Source organism: Niastella soli (genome assembly GCF_017742245.1).
GTDB classification, from domain to species: Bacteria; Bacteroidota; Bacteroidia; order Chitinophagales; family Chitinophagaceae; genus Niastella; species Niastella soli.
Window position 1 is genome coordinate 940,109 of sequence record NZ_JAGHKO010000004.1, and the last position, 26,229, is coordinate 966,337.

The window sequence follows — 26,229 nt, forward strand, 5'->3', positions numbered from 1 at the left end:
GTTCAGACAACCATCCCGGTTCAGACAATATAAAGCGTTTCAAAAGCGTTACTACCAGTCTTTTAAGCTCAACCGGTATGAAGAAATTTTACACACTGCTGTTATTGACCTCTACCCTACATTTTGCCCACGCTCAAATGCGGGTGGGAATTTTAGGAGGCCCTCAATCTTCCTCAGTAGTTGAAAAAAACTATATACCGGACTGGGAAAATACCACCAAGCCCTTTTACGAAAAAAGAGGCGGGCTCCATGTGGGACTTATAGGCGAAATCCCGTTGGGTTATTCAAATAAAGTTTTCTTTCAACCAGGGGTCATTTTTTCAAATAAGGGTAGAAAATACCAACGTTACTTTGACACCACCAAAGTAAAGACCGATACACTGTTCCATAGCAGTACATTCTACACAAACTATATTGACATGCCGCTAAACATAGCGGTAAAGCTGCCACTGAGTAAGAAAACCAATTTCCTCATCAGTGCAGGTCCTTACTTATCCTTCTTTTATGGTGGTAAACAGAATTTCGAAACAAGGGATACAAATAATCGCTATAAACAGGATGAATCAAGTATTCAAACAGGTAAAAATCCCAATAGTGTTACCACTTTCGATCTGGGGTTGAATGCCCGGATTGGTTTTGAAATAGGTAATGTGCTGTTGACCGGCTTTATTAGCCAGGGACTTACCAATTTTTATAAAGCTTCTTACGATGGCACCTTTAAACACAAAGTGATTGGCGCTTCTCTTGGTTTCTGGCTGAACAAAAGAGTAATCCTGACCAACGATCAGGACCATGATGGCGTGCCCGATAAATCAGACGCCTGTCCAGATGTACCAGGTTCGGCCAAAGCAGGCGGTTGCCCCGATAAAGATGACGATGGTGTTGCCGATGCCGTGGATAAATGTCCTGATGTGCCCGGATTGCCACGCGACAGGGGTTGCCCCATCCTTGACCGGGACCATGATACTGTTCTGGATGACGTTGACCAATGTCCGGATGTGCCAGGTACTTTCAAATACCATGGCTGCCCAATACCCGATACAGATGGCGATGGCCTGAATGATGAAACAGATCTTTGTCCTGACAAAGCTGGTCCTATTGAATTTAATGGATGCCCCATACCTGATACAGATGGCGATGGCATAAATGATAAAGAAGACAAATGCCCCACCGTAGCCGGTTCCATAGCTACAAAGGGTTGTCCGGACATAAAGAAAGAGATCGTTGATAGAGTGAATTATGCCGCTAAAAGAATATTCTTCTTAACGGGCAGCGACAAGATCGCCAATGAATCGTACAGCGCGCTGAATAGTGTTGTGGCCATTCTGCGGAACGATACCACGATGAAACTAATGATTGAAGGGCATACTGATAATGTAGGTAAACCGGCCACCAACCTGCTGTTATCGCAAAAACGTGCGGATGCCGTTAAAAACTACCTGGTGCAAAAAGGCCTTGATGCCAACCGGTTAGAAGCAAAAGGTTATGGACAGGAAAAACCTGTTGCCGACAATACCACACCGGAAGGCAAAGCAGCCAACCGTCGTGTAGAATTGAAGCTATCCCAACAATAGAAAAGAGACACCTGGTACCCCTGCTTTGCGGGGGACCAGCTTTACAAAATATTACGAACAAATTCCCAGCCACTCATGTAATAACATACATGCGTGGCTTTTAATTTTATATTTTGTGGCTTCACAAAAAAATGAACGTTTGTAAAGGCGGGGAAAAACTTCAAATGTTAAGAATTAGTAAAAAACCAGATATTTGAGCCGTATATACCGTTAATAAACTTACGTTACACATCTGTAAATCTGTAAAGCAAAAAACACTTGTAAATGAACAAACTGGTAAAAGTAGCAGGACTATTAACTGCCTTTGTGATTGCTGACCAAACCTCTTTTGCGCAGCAGGAGAAAACCATTAAAACTGGCGATGTGCCGAAGGGATGGCATCTGCTCGACAAAACCAAGGACGGATACTATGGGATCAGTGTAAATAAAGCCTATGATTTCATTCATTCCAAGAACCTGAAGGGTAAAACCGTAGTGGTAGCGATCATCGATTCAGGTATCGATACCCTGCATGAAGACCTGAAGGACATCCTTTGGATAAATTCCAAAGAGATCCCGGGGAATGGCATCGATGATGATGGCAATGGCTACATTGACGATATCCACGGCTGGAACTTTATAGGTGGCAAAGACGGCAAGAACGTAAAACAGGATTCTTACGAAGGCGCCCGCGTTTACCATATGTACAAAAGCAAATACGGCGAGCAGAAGGTAGATACTACCAAAATGAACGCCGATGATAAAGAACAGTATAAAATGTGGCTGAAGGCCAAGGCAAAAGTGGAAGGCGATGGTAATGATGAGCCTATTGACCTGAGCAGACTGAGAAAATATTTGACAAATGCCCAAAAAAGCGACAGCCTGTTACGTGTTGCCATGGGCAAAGAAACATATACTGGTAACGAACTGGATACTTTCAAAACGGAATCTCCCGAACAGAAAGATGCCAAAGGTTTCCTGATGTTCCTTTTCAAGAACAACCAAATGATGGAAACCACCAACAAGGAATTCCTCGATGGTTTTGATGAGTTTGTAAGTGGCGAAGAAAGAAAGGAAGAAGCAAAATCAAAAGCACCTGAAGATTACCGCGGCGAAATAACCCACGATAACGAACAGGACATTAACGATCGTTCTTATGGTAATGCCGATGTAATGGCTTCTACCCCCTTCCACGGCACTCACGTGGCCGGTATCATTGGCGCCATGCGTAATAATGGTAAAGGTATGGATGGTGTTGCCGATAACGTACGCATCATGATGATCCGTGCCGTGCCCGATGGCGATGAGCACGATAAAGATATTGCCCTGGCCATTCGCTATGCAGCCGACAACGGCGCCAAAGTAGTGAACATGAGCTTTGGTAAAGACTTCTCGCCCCAGAAAAAATGGGTAGATGAGGCAGTTAGATACGCAGAAAGCAAAGGCGTGTTACTGGTACATGCGGCAGGTAACGATGCCAAAAACATCGATACCGCAGATAACTTCCCCAATTCAATAATGCAGGATAACCATAAAAAAGCAGCAAACTGGATCACAGTAGGCGCCAGCGGCGACCCCAATGCCGGTGGTTTTACAGCCAGTTTCTCTAATTATGGTAAAAAACAGGTAGATGTATTTGCTCCTGGCGTTAAGATCTGGTCGAGCATTCCCGGTGGCAACACCTATGGCAATGCTCAGGGTACCAGCATGGCCTGCCCGGTAGTAGCCGGAACAGCCGCCTTCCTGCTGGAATACTTCCCTTACCTCACGCCACAGCAATTAAAATATTGCATCATGAAATCGGCCATGTCTCCCGGGGTGAAAGTAAACAAACCAGGGACCGACGAAACCGTGGCCCTGAGCGATATCAGCATCAGCGGTGGCATCATTAATGCCTACGAAGCTGCGAGGGTAGCCGCTACGCTTAACCCATCAGGTAAAAAGGTGGCACCTAAACCGGCGTCGCCCAAACCAACGTTGAAGAACAAAAAAGGATAAGTTTTAATAATAGGTGCAGGGTACAAGGGCTCGCAAAATGAGACTTTGTACCCTGTTTCTTTGTTACCAGGTACCGGGAACCGGAAACTTGAAATGCCGCCCTCGACTATCCGCTAAAGGTGGACACGCGTTCGGTCGACTGGCAAGTCCTTCGACCCTTCGACTCCGCTCAGGGCAGGCCCGCTCATGACCCGCTTACGGCCCCCCTAAGGTGGGGCAACCGGGACCGACAACCGGAAACTTATTCTTAAATATCGGGGACGCCTGATTGCACCATCTTACAACTTGAAACTTTTAAGTACATTTAGAAAAAAAAGTATGGTGAATAAAAAAGACATTACCGTACCTGACTTTTACAAAACCTATATCAATGCCCTGCAGGAAAATAATTTGCAGGAGGCCCTTGCCAACAACACCCGCCGTTTTAGAAAACTTCTGAAACAAATCCCCCACAAAAAGATCAACTATGCCTATGCGGAAGGCAAATGGACCATCAAAGAATTGTTGCAGCACATTATAGACTCAGAGCGGGTATTCGTTTACCGGGCCCTCACCTTTGCGCGGCACGATCCGGCTCCCCTGCCCGGTTTTGACGAAAACAACTGGGCCATAACCGCCAAAGCCCCCAAACGCAAATGGAATGAACTGGTGGAGGAGTTTAAGGCGCTCCGCAGCGCCAATGAATTGTTCCTGAACTCGCTCGATGATGATCAACTACTACAAACCGGTTCTGCTAATAACAGCACCATTAGTGTGGCCGGACTGGCATTTGTTTGTGCAGGCCATGTAGCCCATCACATGCGTATTATCAGGGAAAGGTACCTGGGTGAACAAACAGGGAAGAAGGAGAAAGGGAAGGCCACTCAAAAAGAGATAAAATCTATAAAAAAGAAGAAGAAAAAAGCAACAGTCAAAGTAAAAGTGAAGTAGCAGGTTGAGTTGTGAGTTGTAAGTGAACTCGCGATTGTTGAGATCAATAATTATCTTGCACCGCCTAAATTTTTTTGCCGATTGCCGACTTGTTCACCGAAGCCTTGGCGACGGTGAATTGCCGATTGCCTACTGACCTACTGTCTATTATGCATCTTTTTGATGCTTTCGGTGAACATAATATACATTGTTTTAAGCGCGGGATGCTGACGTAAAAGAGTCAGGTGTTTTTGAATGGTAGCTTCGTCGTTTCGTACAGCCGGGCCAGTTTGTACGGCTGCCGGTTCGTACTCATGCAGTCGCTCTGCTACGGATGTAATAAGCGGCAACAGCATGTTGAAGTCAACGTGTTCCTGTAAACAATAAGCTTTTGCGAGTGCATATAAGTGATTGGTAAAATTACTTACCATTACAGCCGCCACATGCAGCTTCAATCGTTCTTCATCACCGGCCTGCTGCACCTGGTTCGAGATGGTATTGGCAAACTCGGTAATAAGTGCCAGGTCGTCTTCCGTATTTCCATCAACCAGAAAAGGAATATCCGGCAATTCGTTTAATTCGCTGCGCAGACTTTGCAACGGGTACAGAATGCCATAATTCTTACTGCAAACGCTTAAAACGTCTTTTGATACAGCACCAGCCGTATGTACAACCAGCTTGTTATTTACCCGCAGTTCCGATGCAATGGAGGCAACAGCCGTGTCGCTAACGGCCAGCACATACAGATCGGCAGCTGGATTGAGATTATTAAGATCGGTGGTGAACGAGGCAGATAATAAGTCGGCCAGTTCTTCAGCATGCAATTGATCTCTTCCGTAAACCTGAACTATTTCATGGTCTGCCGTTAAAAACCTTTTTCCTAATATAGTGGCAACATTCCCTGTACCGATAATAACTATTCGCAAGCTGAGCTATTTAGTTTGTAAGTTATTTAGTAACTGTAAGTTGTTTTCATTAGGGATTTTTTGTTTAGTTATTCTTGCCTTCAAGCATGGGTACAAATGAAAAATTGTCGAATAACTCTTCTGTTACACTACCATCGCGTTGTTTGGTGAGGCGTAACATACGTTGTATATTTCCCTCGCCTACCGGTATAACCATTTTGCCACCTACTTTTAACTGTTCGATCAGTTTAGGTGGAATATAGGGGGCGGCCGCCGTAACAATTACCTTGTCGAACGGGGCATAGGTAGGCAGGCCTTCATATCCATCGCCATAAAAATATTTGATGTTGGGGTATTTACTTCTCAGTACAAAACCGCGGTGTTCTTCGAACAGTTTCTTCTGTCGTTCAATAGTATATACCTGGGCATTCATTTCGCCCAGAACAATTGCCTGGTAACCACTGCCCGTACCAATTTCCAGTACTTTTTCGTAAGGCTTTACCTCCAACAACTGGGTTTGATAAGCAACAGTATATGGTTGAGATATAGTTTGTCCTTCCGCAATAGGAAAAGCCCGGTCTTCATAAGCGACCCTGTCTAAGGCTGAATCTAAAAAATAATGCCTTGGAATCTGTAGAATAGCTGTTAGCACCCGTTCATCGGTAATGCCTTTCTGTTTTAATTGATCAACGAGCTGTTTACGCAATCCTTTATGCCGGTAAGTATCTTCAAACGTTCTCATTCCCTGCAAAGATAGCTCAATTGTGGTTAACGAGGCAGAAGGCAGAGGGCAGAGGGCAAAGAAAAATACACTGAAAAGAAGGTTCTTAAAATAAAACGCCTAACGCAGTATTGCGTTAGGCGTTTTTATCTTTGCCTTTTGCCGTCTGCCCTCTTCTACAACTCCCCACGTGAAGCGGTATATAACTCATACCAATCCTGGTGATCGAGGTCAATAGCAAATGCATTGGCAATATTGCGGATCCTTTGTTCATTAATGGTGCCTATTAATGGCAACGCACCTAATTTAACCAGCCACGCAACAGCAAGGGATTCTATATCAGCATTGTATTTTTTGCCGATCACTTCCAATGCCGAACGCACTTTTACTGCCTGAGCATCGGTGCCATTAGCAATACGGCCGGCTGCCAGCGGTGCCGAAGCCAGCGGACGCATATATCGTTGTTTGCAATAATCAAGCTGGCCATTGTCGAGCGCGGCCGTGTTCAACAGGTTCAGTTCAAAATGATTGGTAACTATGGGCGTTTTTAATAAAGAGGCCAGTAACTGATGTTGGAACACAGTGAAATTCATTACCCCAATATTTTTCACTTTACCGGAATCTTTCAGGCGTTGTAATGCCAAAGCCGTTTCTTCCACATTTGATAAAGGATCGAGGTGATTGAGCAGAAAAATATCGATATAGTCGGTCTTCAGTTTCCGCAGTGAATTATCTACGCTTTTTAAAATATGTGCGGCAGATGTATTATAGTGGTTAATGCGTACCTCAGGCTGCTCAGGATTTGGTGTAACAAATCCGCATTTTGAAAACAACACTATGTCTTCCCGTTTGAACGACTTACGGTTGATCAGTTTTCCAAACAGTTCTTCGCACTGGTAATTGCCGTAAATATCCGCATGATCGAATGTGTTTATACCCAGTTCCAGACAAAGATTAACGATCTTTTCCATGGTTTGAACTGCATCGCCTGTTACTTCATTCCATCTGTAAAATCCATAAATAGCTGGTGATACTTTGGGGCCCGAATCACTAAGATAAATTTTTTGCATTCGATTACTGTTTTTATACAATTACAATAATCGGGATTAAATTAATACAATACAAACTTTATGGCTTACCAAATTTGTAAGGTGCCCCTGGTAAATAGAACGGGCGGACTCTGTAAATAGGTCCGCCCGTTCTAATTATTTAATATATCAACACCTTAAACTCCCAACACAGCCTCTTCTGCCAGTTCTTCTTTTGTGCTGTTTTCCACTTCAACAATTTCGATCGCCCCATCTGTTTGCCGACGACCAACAAATACCCAGGTAAGCGCCAACGCAACCACCAGCAACAGAATGCTTATCCAGATCACCTCGTGAACGCCAAACCGGGTTATGATAAGACCACCCAGGAATGTGCCTAACGTTACCCCTGCATTACCAAACGATACCATTAAGCTGGCAGCCAGCTCAGGCGCTTCCGGCGCTTCGGAGGTAGAACGGGTTTGACCTATTAAAAATCCGCCGGTATGAATGAAACCCCAAATACCAATGATAGCTGTCATAGGAACAAACAATCCACCAAACATATATGCCAGCATATGCACCGCAATTAACGACAATAGAAAAAAGCGGGTAGTCAGCAATACATTTTTACTCAATGCCAGTCCCGTAACCCAGTTACCGGCAATACCAGTAGCGCCAAACAACAACAGCATAAGGCTTATTTCTTTGCCGTTCATGCTGCTGATCTTGCCCAGGTATTCGGCCAGGAAACTATACGTAGCAAATATGCCGGCGATCATGATCATGGTAGCTACCAGGTTCACCCACATTTGTCCTTTTTGTAAGATCACCAACTGACTTTTTACCGATTGTTTTTCTGTAACCGGCATCGATGGAACAAAGGCCAGCAACGCAGCAAATGCTATCAGATTAATAACCCCCGAAACAACAAAAGCAGCCTGCCAGTTTATTAATTCAGCTACATATGTGGTGATAGGCACTCCCAATACCGTGGCTACACTCAGCCCGCCCAGTACTACGGAAACAGCCTTCGGTGCATCTTTGGGTTCCACCTGTTTTGATGCGGCTACTGTGGCTACTGCCCAGAATACCGGGTGTAAAAATGCTGGCAGGATCCGGGCTATCATCAGCACTGTGAAATTGGGCGATACAGCCGATAAAATATTGGAGGCCACAAACGTCAACAGTACCAGACACATCATCCATTTTCGGTTGAATTTTGATGTTAGTAAAACCGAAAAGGGACCTGTTAATGCAATGGTCAATGCAAAACCACTTAACAGCCAGCCAGCCGTGTCAATTGACACCTGAAAATGTTTAGCAATCGCGGGCATGATACCAATAATTCCAAATTCTGTTGTAATAATGCCAAAAGCCCCCAACGCCATAATGTAAATAGACTTCTTCATAGATTCAATTATTGAAATATTTCGATATAATGGTCAATAAGTTTACCTGCCGCATTATGCAGCCGGTCTTCCCGACAAGTCGGGAGAGTGGGTTATTTTGTTAACTTTTTTTTCTTACCCCTTCAGGGTTGTAAGGAAAGCAATGTAATCGTTGAGTACTTCCTGGTTTAAATTGTACTTGAGGTTGCGACCTTCTTTTTCAGGGATCAACAGGTCGGCTTCTACCAGTTGTTTCAGGTGATGTGATACAGATGGCTGAGCCAGGTCCAGGAAATCGTGAATTTCTGAACAGTATAATGGATCGTGTTTCTTTTTAAATTTCTCCAATATCCGCAACCGGTGCGGATCGGCTAAAGCCCGGGATATTTTTTCAATCTTTTTACTGTCCATACCTGCACATTTTAAATACCAGCACAAATATACATAGATACATCGAAATGTTTCGATGTATTTTTTGTTAAATAAAAATAAACCCTCCCGATAAATCGGGAAGGTTTCAAGATGCGAAGTATGACCGTTTGCTTAAAATTTAGAAATTATGCCGCCCATATTCTCGTAGCCCGTGAGCGATGGGCCCCAGGCCGAGCCATTCCACCATTTATGGTACAGGGCAGAATTGGTGCCGATTACAAATACATCTAACCGGTTCGAACCCCAGGAGGCTACCTTCGGCTGGCCAATAATGGTACCGCCCATATTTTCATACCCGGTGAGCGAAGGCCCCCAGGCTGTGCCATTCCACCATTTATGGTACAGGGCAGAATTGGTGCCTACTACAAATACATCGAGGCGGTTCGGGCCCCACGATACCACTTCGGGTGAACCAACGATGGTGCCGCCCATATTTTCATACCCAGTGAGTGATGGACCCCAGCTGGCGCCGTTCCACCATTTATGGTACAATGCTGAGTTGGTTCCAACTACAAATAGATCGAGGCGGTTCGGGCCCCATGCTACTGCCTTAGGCTGGCCGAGGATGGTGCCTCCCAAATTTTCCCAGCCGGTAATGGATGGTCCCCAGGCTGAACCATTCCACCATTTATGGTACAGGCTCTTGTCGGTACCAACTACAAAGATGTCTATGCGGTTTGGTCCCCAGCAAACAACCTCAGGTGAACCAACGATAGTTCCGCCCAGGTTTTCATAACCGGTGAGGGAGGGTCCCCAGGCTGAGCCATTCCACCATTTGTGATACAGCGCCCTGTCTGTCCCAACTACAAATACATCGAGGCGGTTTGGTCCCCACGACACAACTTTAGGCTGGCCCATAATAATGCCGCCCATATTTTCGTACCCGGTAAGGGATGGTCCCCAGCTGGCGCCGTTCCACCATTTATGGTACAACGCAGAATTGGTGCCTACCACAAACACATCAAGGCGGTTAGGCCCCCACGATACTACTTCTGGTGCGCTTATAACCGTTCCCCCCATATTTTCATACCCATTAAGTGATGGCCCCCAGCTGGCGCCATTCCACCATTTATGGTACAAGGCAGAATCAGTACCAACCACAAAAACATCTAACCGGTTAGGTCCCCAGGCCACTACCGGTCCTGAAGCGGATGGTGATGCCGAAATAGATTCCAATGCCAGTTTTGGCCGTATTATCCCGGCGCCGGAGTGTTGGTCCCAGCCGGAAGGGCCAATGTCCTTGGCTGTATTTTTAAGAACGGTTTTTACCTGATCTTGTGTTAAGGAGGGTTTTGCCTGTTTTAACAGGGCCACGCAACCTGCGGCAATAGGTGTAGCAGCAGAGGTGCCGCTATCGCTGTTAAAGAAACCGGTAAAGTGTGTAACGGAGCAGAAGTCGGGCTTTTGCGGATCAAGCGATCCAGGTCCCTGGCTGCTATACCCTACAAACTGTTCGTTTTTATTTACGGCACCTACTGTCATAACGCGTGGATGGCTGTTGGCGCCCCAGATGCTATTACCCGGGCCGTTATCAGTTCCGCAGCGTCCATCGGGGCAGGAACCACCGCAGTTACCGGCTGCAAACAAAACAATAATACCTTCATTCAACGCATCTTCCACCTTACGGGTGAATGGATGGTTTGGATTGGTGGCATAATCGGGGTCCCAGTTTTCCTGGAAGATGCCCCAGCTATTGGTTAAGATCTGTGGCGTGCCATCGGCTTTGTGCTGATCGATGGCCCATTGAAAACCAGCTATGGCTTGTGAAAGCGTGGCCCCCATATCGGGCGCATCAATACGAATATCATAGATCTGCGCGTTAGGCGCCATGCCCAATACATCGGTAGAGGTCATGTTGCCATGCCAGCCCCAGTTGGCGCCTGTGGTGCCCCAGCTGTCAGTAGGAAAACCGCCAATAACACGGGACACCAGTTTATTTGGCCAGCCTGGCGCGGTTGTATCATTATTATTAATAGTGCGGCCCTGTGCGGTTATCCCCCCGTCAACTACACCGACCACTATGCCTTCCCCCTTAAAACCGGCACCCCAAATTTGACTTACGCCCAGGTAATTGGCCACATCGGCCATATTGCCTTTAGGACTACCCGGATCACAATCGCAGGTGCCTATTGGGCAGGTACCCGTACCCTCCATCGGCATGGGCAATATCTTGATCTTTTGTTGCTCTTCTTCCAATAGAATGTCGGCATCAAATTGAAAATGTTCTACCCTGGTATCATTCCATACTTTAATTACGTTTGGTTGTTGCTCCAGTTCGGCAATGCGGGCAGCAGGAATGGTGCCGCGAACCAGTACTATTTGTCCATCGGACTCTGTTAAGGCGTTTGGTGCATGAGGATTGCTACTAACGGGCACCGGTTCATAGTTATAGTCTAACTGAAAGCCATACGCTGTTAACCCGGCCCCCATCTGTAACCCAAAGGAAGCTTCCCGTGCAGAAGGTACGCGGATCTCAACAATTACATTTCGCATGTCGGCCTCACCACTCTTTTTGGCATCAGACATTTCTGCACCAGGCATTGCATTGGTTGTGGAAGGTGGAGCGCCAACTGACGCGCTACCCGAATAGATGCCACCCCCCATTCCAGCTGTAGGTTGTTTTTCCACAGCTTCCCCGGGCATTTTACCCATGTTCGCAGTTTCTTCCTGCGACATGCCACCCGTGGGCATTTGGTTTTTCTCTTTTCTCATAAAATGGTATTTTAAAGATTCTGAAATAGAATAAGTGCTATTTGCTACCAATCATTACATAACCATTATTGTTACCATTATACTGACAACAATCATTGTTTGCATGCCAGTACCGACAGCAACTACCATGTGACGAAAAGTTCAGATAGGTGGATGGCTTTTTGAACGCTATGATGAAAATAATACGGTCAACGAGCGATTCAAATTGTAATAGTGCAGGTTTTTACGATCACCTGCTTACCAGTAGATAAAACGATTTATTTATTCGATAACTGCTAATAACCAGGCCGTACGTTAGAGAGTGTTACCCGTGCTTTGAGTAATATCCCGGGTTAGTTTTGAAATGTGAACGAATGTAAGAAAATAAATATATAACAACAATATTTTATGACAGCTTTATATAGCCTATTTATTCACAAAAGGGGTGGTTGAAGTTGAAACAAAAAGAGCCACCCATGAACAAACAGGATGGCTCATTCCCCTCCGGGTTTCTGATATAAACCGCGCTGGTTGATCTGCCTTTAATCAGGAGCAGCAACCCTCGCAGCCGGGAACCCATGGGACGAAGCAGAACCTTAACAACACCAGGTGTTGCCTAAACAAAAACATTTCACTTAAGCTTTCTGTCTTTCAGATATTGTGTAAATACCAGGTGTATTATTTTCATATAGTCTACATCAAAAAACGAACTGATGCTAACGATCTCCTGCACCGTAAGATCATCCACTTCTGTAGTAAGGCGGGTTATTCTTGGATTATTGGTATGAAGGTGTTTACCCAGCGGACTCTTTGGCATGTAATTGAAGATCTGCCTGAATTCGGTTATATGTCCGGTTTCGATCATGAACTTAATACTTTCATATCGCTTATCCATACTCATTATTCAAAATAAAATAGAAATAGTGATTAAAATGAGAAAATCACCTTTTCGTAGTTTTTTTGTTTTGAATGAATAGGAATCTGTTCCATTCCGTACTTTTTTTCGAACCGATTGAATTGGTTATCTGGCCGACTTTTTACCAGGTCTTGTTCGTTTGTGCTCATCGTGCAAAGCCAGGTCTACCAGCACTTTTGTTTCCACGCCAATGGCTTTGGCTATTTTTGATAATTCTATTAACTTAAATCCAAGGGGATCGCTGATAAGCCGGGTAAAGCGATTATTGTTGGTCTTTAGCTCACGGCTGACAATTGATTTGGGAATATAATCGAAGATCTGTTCAATCGTTTTAATCTCTCCTTTCTCAATAAAAATACGGGCAACATTATAGCGATTATCTTTGATCATGTTATCAAAGTACCTCATATTCATTCAAACTAAAGCATAATAGTACAAAGGCGAATTAAGAAAGTACAATGTATCCGATCTTGTTCAACAACCGTATTTTTTATTATGCTGATCCGTACTTTTTCAGGACTCGGTAAGGCGTTCAGGCTGAAAACTATAAGTTAAAAACGGGGGCACCGAATTGAGCGGGATCATTTTTTATGTAATCCACATACGACAGGAACGCCATTAACGCCACCAGCCAACACATATAAATAAACCCACATTTGAGGGAAGCCGGGAATTTATGCTACTTTTATTTGATGATCCCGCGTAGTAAAAGCCTGGTTTTGTTTATTTTAATAATACTCCTCTCCCCTTACTGCATTGCCCAGAAATGGCGCACACAAGCCGACAGCCTGCTGCTGGCTTATAAAAAGGCTGCTACCCCGGTGCAACAGGTAAAACTGTTAACAGATGCTGTCTGCATTTTTGTTTTGCAAAAACCCGATACCGCCCTGCTTTTAAGTAATAAAGCCGAAACCATTGCCGAAAATAGTAACAACGATACTTCGCTGGCCATGGTATACGCCGCTAAAAGCGCCGTTTATCTTATAAAGGATAACAATGCGCTTACTCTCGATTACGCCTTAAAAGGTCTAAAACTGAGTGAACGCGCCACGTTACCGCCCGATGTATTGGCTGCCCTGTACCGGAAATTAGGGTACGTATACCGGAACAGCAATCGTTTTACCGATGCCGTACAGGTTTATAAAAAAGCGCTGGCTTATTCTGAGGCCGCGCACAACCTGTACGAAATGGCTACCACCTCTTCCAATATCGGCAACATTTTTAATTCGTTCAAACACTACGACAGCGCGCTGATCTATCACAACAAAACCATTGAGTTTGCCCGAAAAGCCAATTTTAAAGACATCATTGTGCGGTCGTATATGCAGATCATCAATTCCTATAATGGGTTGAAGCAATACCCCAGGGCTTTTCAGGCAGTGGCGAGTATGCAGCCTTACTTAAGCGATCCCGAAGTAACACAGGTTACAAAAGGGCTTGTGTATACGGTCATTGCCAGTCTGGATATGCGACATGGCGACCAACGCCATGCCCTGGCAGCCCAATATCTCGATAGTATGCGGCGCCTGATAACACTTACATCGCCCGGCAAAGACAACCTCATCGATTATTACCTCAACCGGTCGTTGTTGGAATTCAGTTTGAACCATTATGATTCAGCCAGCGCAGCCCTTGAAAAATACAATGAGCTAAAAAAGACCCGCGATGATGAGATCATCAGCGGTCATGCCCAGGAACTGGCCACCCGGTACGAAACGGGTAAAAAAGATGCCCAGATAAAAGACCTGGACCAGCAGAACCGACTGCGCAAAAAATTATTATTAAGCTCCTTCACCGCTTCGGCCATCTTTCTGGGTTTGCTGTTCTGGGTTTGGCAACAGAATAAAAAAATAAGAAAACAGGAAGAACACCTCAATTATCTGATGAAAGAACTGCATCACCGGGTTAAAAACAACCTGCAGATCGTCAGCAGTCTGCTGCATCTTCAAAGCGCCAAGATCGACGATCCCCTGGCCCAAAAAGCCCTGATGGAAGGTCAGCACCGGATAGAAGCCATGAGCCTGATACACCAAAAACTTTATCAAACAAAAACAACCAGCCGGGTAAATATACAGGAGTTCATTGCCGAATTATCAGAGAACCTGATGCACGCCTATGGCTATAAAGCACACAGTTTTGACCTGCAATTACAGATAGCAATAAAAGAGCTGGAAGCCGATATTGCCATCCCCCTGGGACTGATACTGAATGAAGTGGTGACCAATGCCTTCAAGTATGCCTATAAAAATGTAACCAGCCCTGCCTTGTATATTTCATTACAGGAACAGACTAATAAGCTGGAGTTAGCTATTGGCGACAATGGCCGGGAGCTTACAGAAAAGGCCTGGAAACATTCCACCTCATTCGGGCGACAGCTCATACTTTCGCTCACCCAGCAACTGGAAGGGACCATGCAAATGAATTGCGATACCGGTTCTGTATTTACTTTTACATTTCCTGTTAAACCAGTACAAGCATGAACGACAAAGTAAGGATCATGATCGTGGAAGATGAATCCATTGTAGCGTTGGACCTATCGATGCGCTTACAAAAAGAAGGCTATGAGGTTGTTGGCATTGCTGCCAGCAGCGACGATGCCATTTCCCTGTATACCGAAGAAAAACCTGACCTGGTATTGATGGATATTAATATCAAAGGGGCCAAAGATGGCATTGAGACCGCCGCCGCCTTGAAAAAGATACAGGAAGTGCCGCTCATCTTTCTCACCGCATTTTCGCAAAATGAATATGTAAACCGGGCTAAAGCAGTAAACCCCTCGGCGTACCTGGTAAAGCCGTTCAATAATGACAGCCTGCATACCAGCATACAGATAGCCATTCATAATTTTGCCGTTCCGGGTAAACCTACCGATCCCCAACCAACAGATACCACAAAGGAAGAAGTCAATAAAGAGACCCTGCTTTTCTTCAACAACTATTTCTTTGTAAAACATAATTACCGGTTCAACAAGTTCTCTATAGATGAGCTGTTGTTTGCTGAAAGCGATAACAATTACATCAAACTGGTTACTGTCAATAAAAAGATAACCTTACGGGTATCGTTACAATACATAGCTGAAAAATTCAATCATCCGGCGCTGGTGCGTGTTCACCGCAGCTTTATTGTAAACATCAAGAATATCGACAGCTTTAACGAAGAGGAAATTATTATTGGGCCGCACCAGATCCCTATTGGCCGGAATTATAAAGATGATTTTCTGAAAAGCTTCCGGTATCTGTAAACGTATCATATACAATAATCACCAGGTACCTGAGTTTATATATAAACCAAACAGGATAAATGAGCTTTTTAAAAAGACTATTCAGTAAAAAAGCACCCATACATACCTATGCCGATTTCTGGAACTGGTTTCAACAGCATGAAAAAATGTATTTCAATGCTGTAAAAACAGGCGGCACCCGTATTGAGAAGGACCTTTTTGACAAACTCTCGCCAAAATTACATGACTTAAAAGAAGGCTTATTCCTGGTTGCGGGTATGTACGACGAGCATACCGCCGAGCTGATCATTACACCCGATGGCGTAATAAAAAACATTGTATTTGCAGAAGAGATCATACAGGCCGCCCCGGCCATTGCAGGCTGGAAGTTCACCGCTCTGAAACCCGCCCTGGATATGATGGATGTACGGATAAAAATGGAAGGGTACGTATTCGACAAAGACCATTTATCATTCTATTCAAATGATAATCCGGCTTATCCCGATGAAATTGATATTACCGTGTTGTACCAGGATTATAAAAAGGAAGATGAAACAACCATCATAAATGGCACCTATATTTTTCTCGATAATACCCTGGGCGAGCTCAATTCAGTTGTAACCATCGATAATCTTACGGTAGCAGGTGAGCATCAACCGGGGCAGGAACTGATCCCTATAGAAAAGCTAAAAGACTTCCTGATCTGGCGGCAAAAGGAGTTCCTGGAAAAATATGATGGCCACCGGCACGATACAGAATGTGATAGCTATGCCGGGCTGGAAGCGCAAACCACCAAAGGCTGGCCCCTGGTTGCAGTAGTGAACTCCACGTTATTGGAATGGGACGCCAAAGCATCACATCCCTGGATCCTTCATTTTGACATTACCTACGATGGTACCCAAAGAAATGGCTTACCCGATAATGACAGTTACCAGTTAATGGCCGTTTTTGAAGAAGAGGTAATGCATGAACTAAAAGACTTTGAAGGTTACCTGAACATAGCCAGGGAGACTGCCAATAACAAAAGAACGGTCTATTTTGCCTGTAAGGACTTCAGGAAACCTTCTAAAGTACTGCATCAGCTGATTAAGGAATATAACGGCAGACTCACGATAACATATGATGTTTTCAAAGATAAGTACTGGCAATCGTTGAATAAGTTTATGTCTAACTAAGAAAAGAAACATTTCATCGTAAATAGTTGCACAACAAAGTATAATTACTATATTTACTTTATATAAAAATTGTTGAATATCCAAATCAGCTTTTTTTATCACAATAACCCACTGTCCGAGCCGGCAGTTGTTTAAAATCCATAATCCAATATCTAATATCTAGCCTATGCAAGCAGATAGTATGAAAACCGTTCCGCACGCGTGCGGAACAATTGCCATCGTTTATTCCGAAGCGGCCTCTGGCCCCCACTCCGCCGCTACAGCCTTAAAAGACGTATTACAGACCCGCAATCCCAATTGCCATGTACGCCTGGTGAATATCGCTGAGATATTCGATCATCATCCCCTCTTCGGAAAGTTCGTTCGTACTGCCATCAGGTTCTTTAACTGGCAATTGAGAAATGACAGTGTAGTTGGTTTGAAAAAATTGATCGACCTGTCCCTGTTTTGCCACAACCTCGTAGGTAAAAGAGGCATCCGAAAAATAGCCCAATACTGGAAATCGTCCCCAGCCGACATGGTGGTGTCTGTTACGCCTATGTATAATCCGGTACTTTATCGCAGTGCCCAGCTGGCTAACCCCGACGTGCAATGCATTACTGTGCCGGTTGATTTTGAAGAAGCGCGCAGTAACTATTGGTTTACACCAAACGTGAAACAGCATTACCTGAATGGCAGCGCCCGGTTGCAATTACAGGCTGCCAAGGCTGGTATCCCCGAAAAAGAACGCTTCCGCATCGATGGTATGCCCGTTGGTATTTGTGCTTATGAATGCACTCCGCACAATCGCAATGAACAATTAAGAGCAATAGGATTGAACCCCTCATGGCCCGTTGGCTTTTTGTCATTTGGTGCACAGGGTTCCCGCGGCATAGTGGCCATTACAAAGGCATTGGCCCAACAACACCGCCACCTGAACCTGATCATCATGTGCGGCAAGAACAAGAAATTATACAAACAGGTAACGGCGTTAAAACTGCCATTCCCTGTAGCTGTATATACGTATTTACCAAAAACGCCTTTACGCCACCTGCACCTGGCCGATTTTGCCATTGGCAAACCAGGCACCATGACCATTACAGAATCCCTGATCACCCAAACGCCTTTGATAGTACAACAAAGCAAAGGCATGCGTCCTATACAAAAAGCCAATGAAGAATGGCTTAAACAGGCAAAAACCGGTATAGTAGCGTCAACCCCAGAAACAATAGCTGCTTCAGTCAATGAAATTGTAAACAACCCGGTTTTCAAAGAACAGATGGATGAATACCATCACCAGGCACTTTATCAAATGGCGGCGTTTATAGAAAAGATTGGAAAATTAAACCAGATACATAAGCCCTATTTACATGTCACAGCCTAACCCTTTAAAAACAAAAAAGAAAAGAACAAAAAAACAACCGGCAGACTGGCCAGCCAATTACAACCCGCTTGACCTGGCCAAGCATGATCTGCCACACGACTCATCGACCCTTGAATGCTGGAACCAGAACTGTCATCTGGCAACCATAAAAGGCCAGCATTTTTCCCTGTTCGCCTCCTTTACCAGAACGGTTATAGGAAAAGACGAACAAACCGGCGAAGCCATCTATACACATTCCGTTTTCTGGGCGCTTACTGATACCGATACGAACAAATACCATCCCTGCTCCCTGGCCGATCGTGCCGATGCCCAGTTTAACAATTCCACTTTGCAATTGGCAATAGACCATAACAGCTTTCAAAAAATACAGGAAGGAAAATACACGCTTCAACTGCACAACCCGGTAACCGGTGTTGGTTGTGAGTTGAATTTTATGCCCTTTGTAAACCCGGTATTACATGGGAGCAATGGCGTGGTTACCGGCCCCCGTGGGGAAGACCTGTTCTATTATTTTATTCCGGCCTGCGAAGTGAACGGCACTATTACCCTTCCCGGCGAAGACCCGTTAGAGGTGGAAGGTTGCGGCTGGTACGATCATCAATTTGGCAAACCCAAAACCGCCAGAGCCAAAAAACAACAGTTGTCCTTGAACTGGTTCTCCATTCAATTAGATAACAGCTGTCAGATAACAACCTACGAATTATTCGATACCAATAAACAACCCGCATTATTCGATAGCGATAAACAACCGGTTGGCCGGTGGGGCTTTCTCATTGACCCGGAAGGGAACGCCGCTCCCCTCGCTGATTGTCAGTTATTGCCCCGCAATACCTGGACCAGCGCACGCACGTTTATAGCTTATCCCATACAATGGAAGCTAACCATTGCAGAATATTATATTGATCTTGACATTCACGCTCCCCTGCCCGATCAGGAATTTATCACCGTTGTTGATAAACCCGCATTCTGGCAAGGCCGGGTGCAAGTAAACGGCAGGTTTGGCAAGAGAACAGTAAATGGACTGGGATATTTTGAAAGAAGTTAAATCTACAAGGGTGAGCCTCCGCCTTTAGCGGAGGCTCACCGCTATTTCCCTCACACCTCCCCGCTTTCAGGAAATGCATTATATTTGAAGGTCTTGGTAACCACAAGCATACAAAAAAACAGCTCCCTTATGACCTTACAAAAACCGCTACTGCTCGCAGTCTGTTGTTTTTTATTTGCCCTGGGTTTCCAACTTAAAAAAAGCCTGTTATATGAAAATATGGGCACCTCTGATCTTCGAAACCGGATTGTGGGAGCGCGCATGCAAAAAGATGGGTTGTCGCCCTATTTTTTTGAATGGAAAAAAGGCGATACTACCCGTTATTATGATGGAGCGAACATGGCCTATACAGGCGTTTCCAACATTACGGCCTCCCCATTCTTTCATACCTTATTATATCCAATAGCAGACCTCCAACAACGCACCATCTCCTATATCTGGTTTGTGCTGGAATATATTTCCATACTGCTTATCGGATTATTGGGTTACCTGCTCGCCAAAAACAATGCGCAAAGGATAGCTGTCTTGCTTTTTTTCACCCTTTTCTTATTTACAGAAGCCTGGAAGATGCATATTGCCATGGGGCAGCTTTATGTACTGATACCCTTACTGGCTACCATTATATATTACTGTTTTACCAGACCTGACAAGCTCCTTGCTGCGGGCATGGCAGGATTGGCCTCCGTTGTATTGGTCTTGATAAGACCGAATGCAGTCATCTTTTTTGTACCCCTGCTTTTTCTGGCAGGGAGCTTTAGCAGAAAATACCTGCTGACCTATATTGTTCCGATCATTCTGATACCAGCAATATACTTTTCCTTTCAAAGTAACAGGACTTACTGGCAGGATTATGCCAAAGGTATTAAAGCATCGATCAACGTACATCAACAGGATGCCGCCGGCCTATTGCAGGCCCAGCATCATCCTGAAAATGAGATCCGTGCTTATGAAGGCTGGGATTTAGATAAGATTGAACAAGAGAACAAGATCAATCAACTCGGGTGGCATACTGAAAACGGGAATGTATTTGTTATTTACAAACTAATTTTTAAACGCCCCCTCCCGCTTGTTTACCTGAATTTGCTTTGTCTGCTATCAATAGCGGCATTACTGGCCGTATTCTTTTTGGCACGCAAAAAGTACAATCTGTTAACCCTTCCCAATGCCGCCCTGTTTGGGTATTGCCTGTATATGGTGGTAGACCTGTTTTCGCCTGTTCACCGACACCAGCATTACACTATCCAATGGCTCTTCCCCGTATTACTGGCGGCGTCGGTTTACAAACCAGTCAATAAATGGTTTTATGCGGTATTGCTGGCTGGTCTGTTGTTAAATATGATCAATTCAGACATCATAAAAATGGAACACACCATAGGCGAATACCTGATATTGCAGGCGCTACTTTGGTTGTGTTTAACCAGGAAGCTGTTCGCAGAATAGGATCATTGAAGGCAGTTTTTTAATATTGTGCAGCATCCGGGGCTTTCTTTTTTCGGGAATCGCTTTTCTCCTTTTTAATAACCGGTTCCCCTTCCCTGTACTTTTCTTTATATGCTTCGGTACCACCGGAATAAGTAGTTATATAACCAGATAGTTTGTCCTTCTTATAATTACCGGTCCGTTGTTTATCACCATCGGGGGTGAATTCCTGAAATTTGCCTTCTTTTTTACCGGCTTGCCATTTTGTAACGGATTGTAGTTCGCCGTTGCTATACCAGCTTTTCCATTCACCGGTTTTTAAACCAGCTTTAAAGCGGCCGCTTTCCTTTAAATTTTTGTTGGGATAAAATGACTTGTACTCTCCATTCAGCAATTTGCCATCAAAACCGCCCCGGGTTACCAGAATGGTATCGGGCCGAAACCAGTAATAAAAAATAGATTGGTTAACCTTGGGATTCTTTTCAGCTGGTTTAACCGCCTGGAAATGATAGATCGTATCAGATTTTTGCAGTGTAAACCTGGTCAGGGCATCTGTTTCCAGATCATATCCTGTTTTACATCCAGCGCCCAAATACAGCAAAAGAAAGCAAAGTGTGGTTGACTTACTACGCATTTGGTTAGAATTAGCAGTTTAGAAAATCTTTCACAAAGGCGCGGATGTTTTATACTGTTTCAGGAGCAGGTTTGCGAGGGAATTACAAAAGTAAACAAGGAAGAGAACAAAAAAAATATTTTGATTTGGGATAAAGGTGCATGTTTTGAATTGTACAAACCAAGCAATATACCATTCCATTACATTAAGTATCAACAGCATCTCGCTACCACAAACGATTTATCTAATTTTCTCGGTTATCTATCACTGATCGTGTGTCAAAATATTTTTCTGATTTCATAACGGTGAACAAACCATATTTCCTAAATTTCACTTGCATCGTAACCGGTTACCGTTAGTATGTTGCCTTTGAATAACCACCTGCTTTAAACCGCACCTTACATTATAAACCTGATTGTGCAATTATTAAACCTTTCCCATGTATCAAGTTCATCTTTCCCTGAAGGACCTACAGAAGGTTCGTAATGCTGCCCAGATCATCACTGAAAAGATAGAGCAACATTATACTATTCCAATTCTTTCTGAAATGGTTGATCTGCCAGAAAAGAAACTAAAGGCAGGCTTTAAGCACCTGTTTAATAAAGGGGCTTTCAGATACCGTTGTGATTTTCTCTGGAATAGAGTTAAAATATTGTTATTGGAAGACAGGCCACTTAAATCGGTAGCCATAGATACCGGCTTTAAGGATAAAAGCGCTTTAATAAAAGCCTTTAAAAATGAATTTGGCCTAACGCCTATTCAGTGGAAGAAAGACCACGAGAACGATGTGGTTCAGCATTAAGGCTATTGCTATTATTTAATGCAAATACAATTGCAGTTACCTGATAGTTTTCAGTACTGACAGGAAAGGTCCTGCCAGTACTGTATAGCAACAGGCATTACTCGTTACCTGGCAAATAAGGTCCGCCGGTTTCACCCCAACCCCATTTGGGCATGGGCTCGGCATTTTGCATGGGATTTTCTGATAACTGGGAATTGATCACCGCTATCCGGCTCCCCCATTCAAGATAACCAACAAAAGCAGAACGGAATTCAGGATCGCTTTTAAGGCCTACCTCATCTGCAGTTTGCAACAACAGGTTTACCCATCGTTGTCGCTTTTCTTCGGTAAGCATTTTACCAATATGCTTGCCGATCATTTTTGCATGACTACCGCCTTCCCGGGAATATAATTTTTCACCCCCAAACACTTCTGCAACAAAGTGAGATACATGTTTTACATGCTCCGGTGACATATTCCTGAAAACGTCACCCAGGAGATCATCTTTTAACACTTTATCATAAAATGATTTGAATAAGGCATCAAAGGTTTCCTGATCACCTGCCCATTCGAATAAGGTAGGAACGTTTTTCATTATATACTTTTTTGCAATTTACTGAATGCCTCTCGTTAACTATTACCACTTGAATATCTAAAATGCGGCTACAAATAAAAAACCCCGACGATAAGTCGGGGCAAAAGTTACTTTCTCATGATACAAAACCCTGTTACAGCATCACCTTCTTCACTTCATTCCATCCTGCATTATTGTTCAATTGCACCAGGTACATTCCGGTAATATGATTGCTTATATTGATGGTCATGCGGTAAGAAGCCTGTTGGTTATCTTTTTGACCGATCACCCGGCCATTCATATCAATAACACGTACAGTTACGGTATTCTTTAAGTCCTGATTAAATTCAACATTCACTGTATTACCATTTGCATAGATCTTTGTAGCCGGAGCTGCTTCATTGGCGCGGACCGTTTTTACGATTGAATATTCATATCCACCGTTTATATCTACCTGACGGATCCGGTAGTAAGCAACGGCCGTAGTCATATTCTTATCGGTATAACTGTACTGTTGTATGTTATCAGAATTACCAGCGCCTGCCAGGCTAGCTATCACCGTCCAGGTGCTGCCATCAAAGCTGCGTTGTACTTCAAAATTTTTGTTGTTATGTTCCATGGCAGTGCTCCAGTTCAGCACCACATTATTATTGTTTCTTATTGCATAAAAACCGTTAAACACTACGGGCAGAATACTTACGCTAAAACCATTAGGCGAAATACCTGTATTGCTGGCGGCAAAAGCAATTCCGAGAATGGAAGCAGCTGCATTTTGATCGTATTTTATCACGCCACCAATTGAAATAATTTCATTACTGCGGTTAACATTCCATGTTCTGAGGTTACCTGTTGCCGCTAATTCTATTACAGAAGAAGCACTCAATCTCAACTTTTGCTTTATTATAAAAGTTCCAATCACTTTTATATACACATTGGCCAGCGTATCCTTTTTATCGAATAATACGGTTTTGTTTTGAGGGATAACGATAGAATCGCCATCCGTGGGAATGCGGTTCAGGTTCCAGCTGGAAGCATCTGACCAGTCGCCAGTAGCAACAGAAAAAGTGATCACCGGTCTGCTTTGTGCAACAGCAGAAAAAGTGATGAAGAGGATGGCGATAATTGTGTAGATCTGTTTCATAAGGTAAACTTTTTGTGTTCAAATGATTCGCAGTAGATAAATCCAATGGCATACCTGATTTCTGGCACGGGGTGGAAAGTGGTTGGTTTTTATCGGTAGTGGCTTGCCGATAGACAGATAATAGCCTCAAAAACAACTAAATGAAAAAACCCTTAGTGGCTAAATTAAAATGGCGGAGGTGGAATTACGAGTCATAAACAATGTGAAGACCGTCCCAAATCGGGATTTTACTATATAATTTGGAAAGAAAGCCCTGCCTGGGGCCAGATGGAAATATAAATGCCGTTCCGATAAAGCCGGAACGGCATTTATAATAAGATAAAAACGGACTTCGACCCTTCGTTAACTGGCGAACTGATCAACTGGTCAACTCTTCTCCCATACTATTTCGCCTCCAATACCAGGGTTACCTTATTGAAATCTGCTGAGGCATTGATGATCTTTTTAAAGTCTTCGTACCAGGCCAGCGGGTACTGGATCTTCCGGTACTGTTCCAGTACATGCACTTTTATTACATTACCTTCCTGCGTGTAGGAAGATTCAAAACCCATGGCCACTTCATTATTATCCTTATAAACCTTGCTGATAGTAAGGTCATTCAGGTTCTTTACCTTATATCCATCGGGGATGGTGAATTCAATGGTCCTTTCCAACACGTGCGGATAATTTACATCCATATCAAACTGCCGCGGTTTCTCCTGATACATCTCCACCTGGGGCCCAATGATCTCGCCGATCTTTACCAGTATTTTATTGCCAGCTTTTTCAACCAGTTCGCTGGCGTTTACTTCCATATCGAGAATGAAAGGTTTGTTACCCTGGTAATTCTCCATCTCCTTGTTTTCAATTTTAGAGGAGATCACCTTTTCTGAACTGGTGCCGAATTTCACCAGCTCCTTCATCAATTCCTTTTGATTTTCTTCAGAAGAAAAATTAAAACTGGTACGGAAGAACACTGCAGAATAACCGGAATACAACTGACGGCTTTTCACGATCAGCGTATCCAGGGTTTTATTCAATTGCAGTCTGGCTTCAATATTATTACTGCTTTGCGTATAATCTTCGCCCACGATGGGTTTTATATCGGCTATCGCAGTTGTAAAATTACCAATCACGGTGTTTTTACAATAAACGCCATTGGTGCCTATATAGGATGGGTTGAACAATGGGTAACGCATTTCTATGGAGGTTGGCGCAATAAACTTCTTTAGTTTGGGAAAATAGATCAACTGGTTATCGCAGTTGTTCCAGTTTTCGAATGATCTATCAACAGCAAAATCGTCGCGCGAACCGCACATTACAAATTCATGATTTACGCCCAGTTGTTTGAATATGGCGCCATACAGGCGTACAATGCCCTGGTAACTGGTTATCTTGTTTTTAATGATCCATTCAATGTTCTCGGCATTTGGCTCATTAATATCGTCACGCGTGCCGATATTCGTCTTCAGAAAATGTTCAACCGCTATAACAGTGGCTGCTTCATTGCCGCTGTTCTTCCAGTTATTGCTATTGATGAGGCCATCTACTTTCTTTAGTTCCTTTTCTGAAAAATTACCATAAATGGAATAGGCCCTTTTGGCCAGTTCGTTCCAGGTAAATAACCGGGCGGCGCTTACATTACTGTTGTTATAGGACAACTTGTATTCCACCCTTTTCAAACTGGCAGTTAAGGCCGCATATTTTTCATTATTGGCGCCGGGGATGTTTTCCTGATGCACGGTAAGAAAGCGCTTTTTACCAATGACAGTATCCGCAGAAGGGTTCACCTGATTATAGCCCTTTGATTCAAAGACCAGGCGGTCGGGGCCCACCACTTCAACCCTTGAATCAAGTATAGGGAAGGAACGTTGCAATACTTCGCGGCCAAAAAAAGAAAAGTTGGCTTTATAGATATAATAATATTCCACCTCGCAGCCTTTTATTAACCCTTCCATGGCGAAGATCTTATACAGCTGCTCGTCTTCCTTCAGGTCTTTGATATTCTTTTTATCCAGTTCAATGATCTTACCGCCCGGCAATACGGTGCGCGCTTTTATATCAACGATATCGTCGTTACTGGCAACGGGCAAATAGATCTTATTATAATTTTCTATGCCCTTATCATCGTTTATATGAATACGGGTATGGTAGGTTTTATAAGCTACTATATCCTTATTTACATCCACATATTCAATACGTCTTTTTTCAAAAAGGATAACAGCAGATTCATTGTCGTATTTATTATCGAGGGTTTGGATCCCATACTGGCTGCTCCATTCTTCCTGCTCCAGCACCGGGGCGGTTTGGGCAAAAACGGGCACACTACAAATCAGAAAACAGGCCGTTATTACTTGTTTGTACACGTGTAACAT

At 43.9% G+C, this 26,229-nt stretch carries 22 protein-coding genes; 10 read left to right on the plus strand and 12 right to left on the minus strand.

Annotated elements, in window-relative coordinates; genetic code table 11:
- Nucleotides 1–77: 77 nt before the first annotated feature.
- From J7I42_RS18720 to J7I42_RS18730, 3 genes are all read left to right on the plus strand, one after another.
- Nucleotides 78–1,574: an OmpA family protein gene (locus tag J7I42_RS18720; protein WP_209140370.1), complete on the plus strand. Its 1,497-nt coding sequence runs from the start codon at nt 78–80 to the stop codon at nt 1,572–1,574.
- Between the two features lie 264 nt (nt 1,575–1,838).
- Nucleotides 1,839–3,551, plus strand: a complete 1,713-nt coding sequence (locus tag J7I42_RS18725; RefSeq protein WP_209140371.1) for a S8 family serine peptidase — start codon at nt 1,839–1,841, stop codon at nt 3,549–3,551.
- Between the two features lie 318 nt (nt 3,552–3,869).
- Nucleotides 3,870–4,481, plus strand: a complete 612-nt coding sequence (locus J7I42_RS18730; RefSeq protein ID WP_209140372.1) for a DinB family protein — start codon at nt 3,870–3,872, stop codon at nt 4,479–4,481.
- Between the two features lie 137 nt (nt 4,482–4,618).
- Here J7I42_RS18730 and J7I42_RS18735 read toward each other — a convergent pair whose 3' ends face one another.
- The 8 genes from J7I42_RS18735 to J7I42_RS18770 all read right to left on the minus strand — a co-directional run bounded on the left by J7I42_RS18735 (nt 4,619) and on the right by J7I42_RS18770 (nt 12,934).
- Complete coding sequence (locus tag J7I42_RS18735; protein WP_209140373.1) at nt 4,619–5,386, minus strand: Rossmann-like and DUF2520 domain-containing protein; 768 nt, start codon at nt 5,384–5,386, stop codon at nt 4,619–4,621.
- Between the two features lie 64 nt (nt 5,387–5,450).
- Nucleotides 5,451–6,107, minus strand: coding sequence for a protein-L-isoaspartate(D-aspartate) O-methyltransferase (locus J7I42_RS18740; RefSeq protein WP_209140374.1), 657 nt, complete (start codon nt 6,105–6,107; stop codon nt 5,451–5,453).
- A gap of 155 nt (nt 6,108–6,262) precedes the next feature.
- Nucleotides 6,263–7,156, minus strand: coding sequence for an aldo/keto reductase (locus J7I42_RS18745; RefSeq protein WP_209140375.1), 894 nt, complete (start codon nt 7,154–7,156; stop codon nt 6,263–6,265).
- 155 nt (nt 7,157–7,311) lie between these two features.
- Nucleotides 7,312–8,526, minus strand: a complete 1,215-nt coding sequence (locus J7I42_RS18750) for an MFS transporter (RefSeq protein ID WP_209140376.1) — start codon at nt 8,524–8,526, stop codon at nt 7,312–7,314.
- Between the two features lie 114 nt (nt 8,527–8,640).
- Nucleotides 8,641–8,916 carry an ArsR/SmtB family transcription factor gene (locus J7I42_RS18755; RefSeq protein WP_209140377.1) on the minus strand — a complete coding sequence of 92 codons (276 nt, stop codon included), beginning with the start codon at nt 8,914–8,916 and terminating at the stop codon, nt 8,641–8,643.
- A gap of 132 nt (nt 8,917–9,048) precedes the next feature.
- The gene (locus J7I42_RS18760; protein WP_209140378.1) at nt 9,049–11,649 is read right to left on the minus strand and encodes a S8 family serine peptidase; all 2,601 of its coding nucleotides are present in this window, start codon (nt 11,647–11,649) and stop codon (nt 9,049–9,051) included.
- 610 nt (nt 11,650–12,259) lie between these two features.
- Nucleotides 12,260–12,523 (minus strand): hypothetical protein, encoded by a 264-nt coding sequence (locus tag J7I42_RS18765; RefSeq protein ID WP_209140379.1) that lies wholly within the window; start codon nt 12,521–12,523, stop codon nt 12,260–12,262.
- 126 nt (nt 12,524–12,649) lie between these two features.
- A complete protein-coding gene (locus J7I42_RS18770) occupies nt 12,650–12,934 on the minus strand; it encodes a hypothetical protein (protein WP_209140380.1) in 285 nt (94 codons plus the stop codon).
- Between the two features lie 329 nt (nt 12,935–13,263).
- On the opposite strand from J7I42_RS18770, the gene J7I42_RS18775 reads away from it, so the two are divergent.
- The 6 genes from J7I42_RS18775 to J7I42_RS18800 all read left to right on the plus strand — a co-directional run bounded on the left by J7I42_RS18775 (nt 13,264) and on the right by J7I42_RS18800 (nt 20,787).
- The gene (locus tag J7I42_RS18775; protein ID WP_209140381.1) at nt 13,264–15,024 is read left to right on the plus strand and encodes a sensor histidine kinase; all 1,761 of its coding nucleotides are present in this window, start codon (nt 13,264–13,266) and stop codon (nt 15,022–15,024) included.
- Nucleotides 15,021–15,785, plus strand: a complete 765-nt coding sequence (locus J7I42_RS18780; RefSeq protein WP_209140382.1) for a LytR/AlgR family response regulator transcription factor — start codon at nt 15,021–15,023, stop codon at nt 15,783–15,785. Before J7I42_RS18775 ends, J7I42_RS18780 begins: the two co-directional genes overlap by 4 nt.
- A 59-nt stretch (nt 15,786–15,844) precedes the next feature.
- On the plus strand, nt 15,845–16,939 hold the full coding sequence (locus tag J7I42_RS18785; RefSeq protein WP_209140383.1) for a DUF695 domain-containing protein: 1,095 nt from the start codon (nt 15,845–15,847) through the stop codon (nt 16,937–16,939).
- 166 nt (nt 16,940–17,105) lie between these two features.
- Nucleotides 17,106–18,302 (plus strand): glycosyltransferase, encoded by a 1,197-nt coding sequence (locus tag J7I42_RS18790; protein WP_209140384.1) that lies wholly within the window; start codon nt 17,106–17,108, stop codon nt 18,300–18,302.
- Complete coding sequence (locus tag J7I42_RS18795) at nt 18,289–19,347, plus strand: lipocalin family protein (RefSeq protein ID WP_209140385.1); 1,059 nt, start codon at nt 18,289–18,291, stop codon at nt 19,345–19,347. The genes J7I42_RS18790 and J7I42_RS18795 overlap by 14 nt, the downstream gene beginning before the upstream one ends.
- A 129-nt stretch (nt 19,348–19,476) precedes the next feature.
- Nucleotides 19,477–20,787 carry a glycosyltransferase 87 family protein gene (locus tag J7I42_RS18800; RefSeq protein WP_209140386.1) on the plus strand — a complete coding sequence of 437 codons (1,311 nt, stop codon included), beginning with the start codon at nt 19,477–19,479 and terminating at the stop codon, nt 20,785–20,787.
- Between the two features lie 19 nt (nt 20,788–20,806).
- Here J7I42_RS18800 and J7I42_RS18805 read toward each other — a convergent pair whose 3' ends face one another.
- Nucleotides 20,807–21,400 (minus strand): toxin-antitoxin system YwqK family antitoxin, encoded by a 594-nt coding sequence (locus J7I42_RS18805; protein WP_209140387.1) that lies wholly within the window; start codon nt 21,398–21,400, stop codon nt 20,807–20,809.
- Nucleotides 21,401–21,818: 418 nt separating this feature from the next.
- Here J7I42_RS18805 and J7I42_RS18810 point away from each other — a divergent pair, with 418 nt between their 5' ends.
- Complete coding sequence (locus J7I42_RS18810; protein WP_209140388.1) at nt 21,819–22,181, plus strand: helix-turn-helix domain-containing protein; 363 nt, start codon at nt 21,819–21,821, stop codon at nt 22,179–22,181.
- A gap of 97 nt (nt 22,182–22,278) precedes the next feature.
- Here J7I42_RS18810 and J7I42_RS18815 read toward each other — a convergent pair whose 3' ends face one another.
- The 3 genes from J7I42_RS18815 to J7I42_RS18825 form a co-directional block, all read right to left on the minus strand.
- Nucleotides 22,279–22,755, minus strand: coding sequence for a group II truncated hemoglobin (locus tag J7I42_RS18815; RefSeq protein ID WP_209140389.1), 477 nt, complete (start codon nt 22,753–22,755; stop codon nt 22,279–22,281).
- Between the two features lie 133 nt (nt 22,756–22,888).
- Nucleotides 22,889–23,875 (minus strand): T9SS type A sorting domain-containing protein, encoded by a 987-nt coding sequence (locus J7I42_RS18820; RefSeq protein ID WP_209140390.1) that lies wholly within the window; start codon nt 23,873–23,875, stop codon nt 22,889–22,891.
- A 383-nt stretch (nt 23,876–24,258) separates the two neighbouring features.
- Complete coding sequence (locus J7I42_RS18825; protein ID WP_209140391.1) at nt 24,259–26,229, minus strand: DUF3857 domain-containing protein; 1,971 nt, start codon at nt 26,227–26,229, stop codon at nt 24,259–24,261.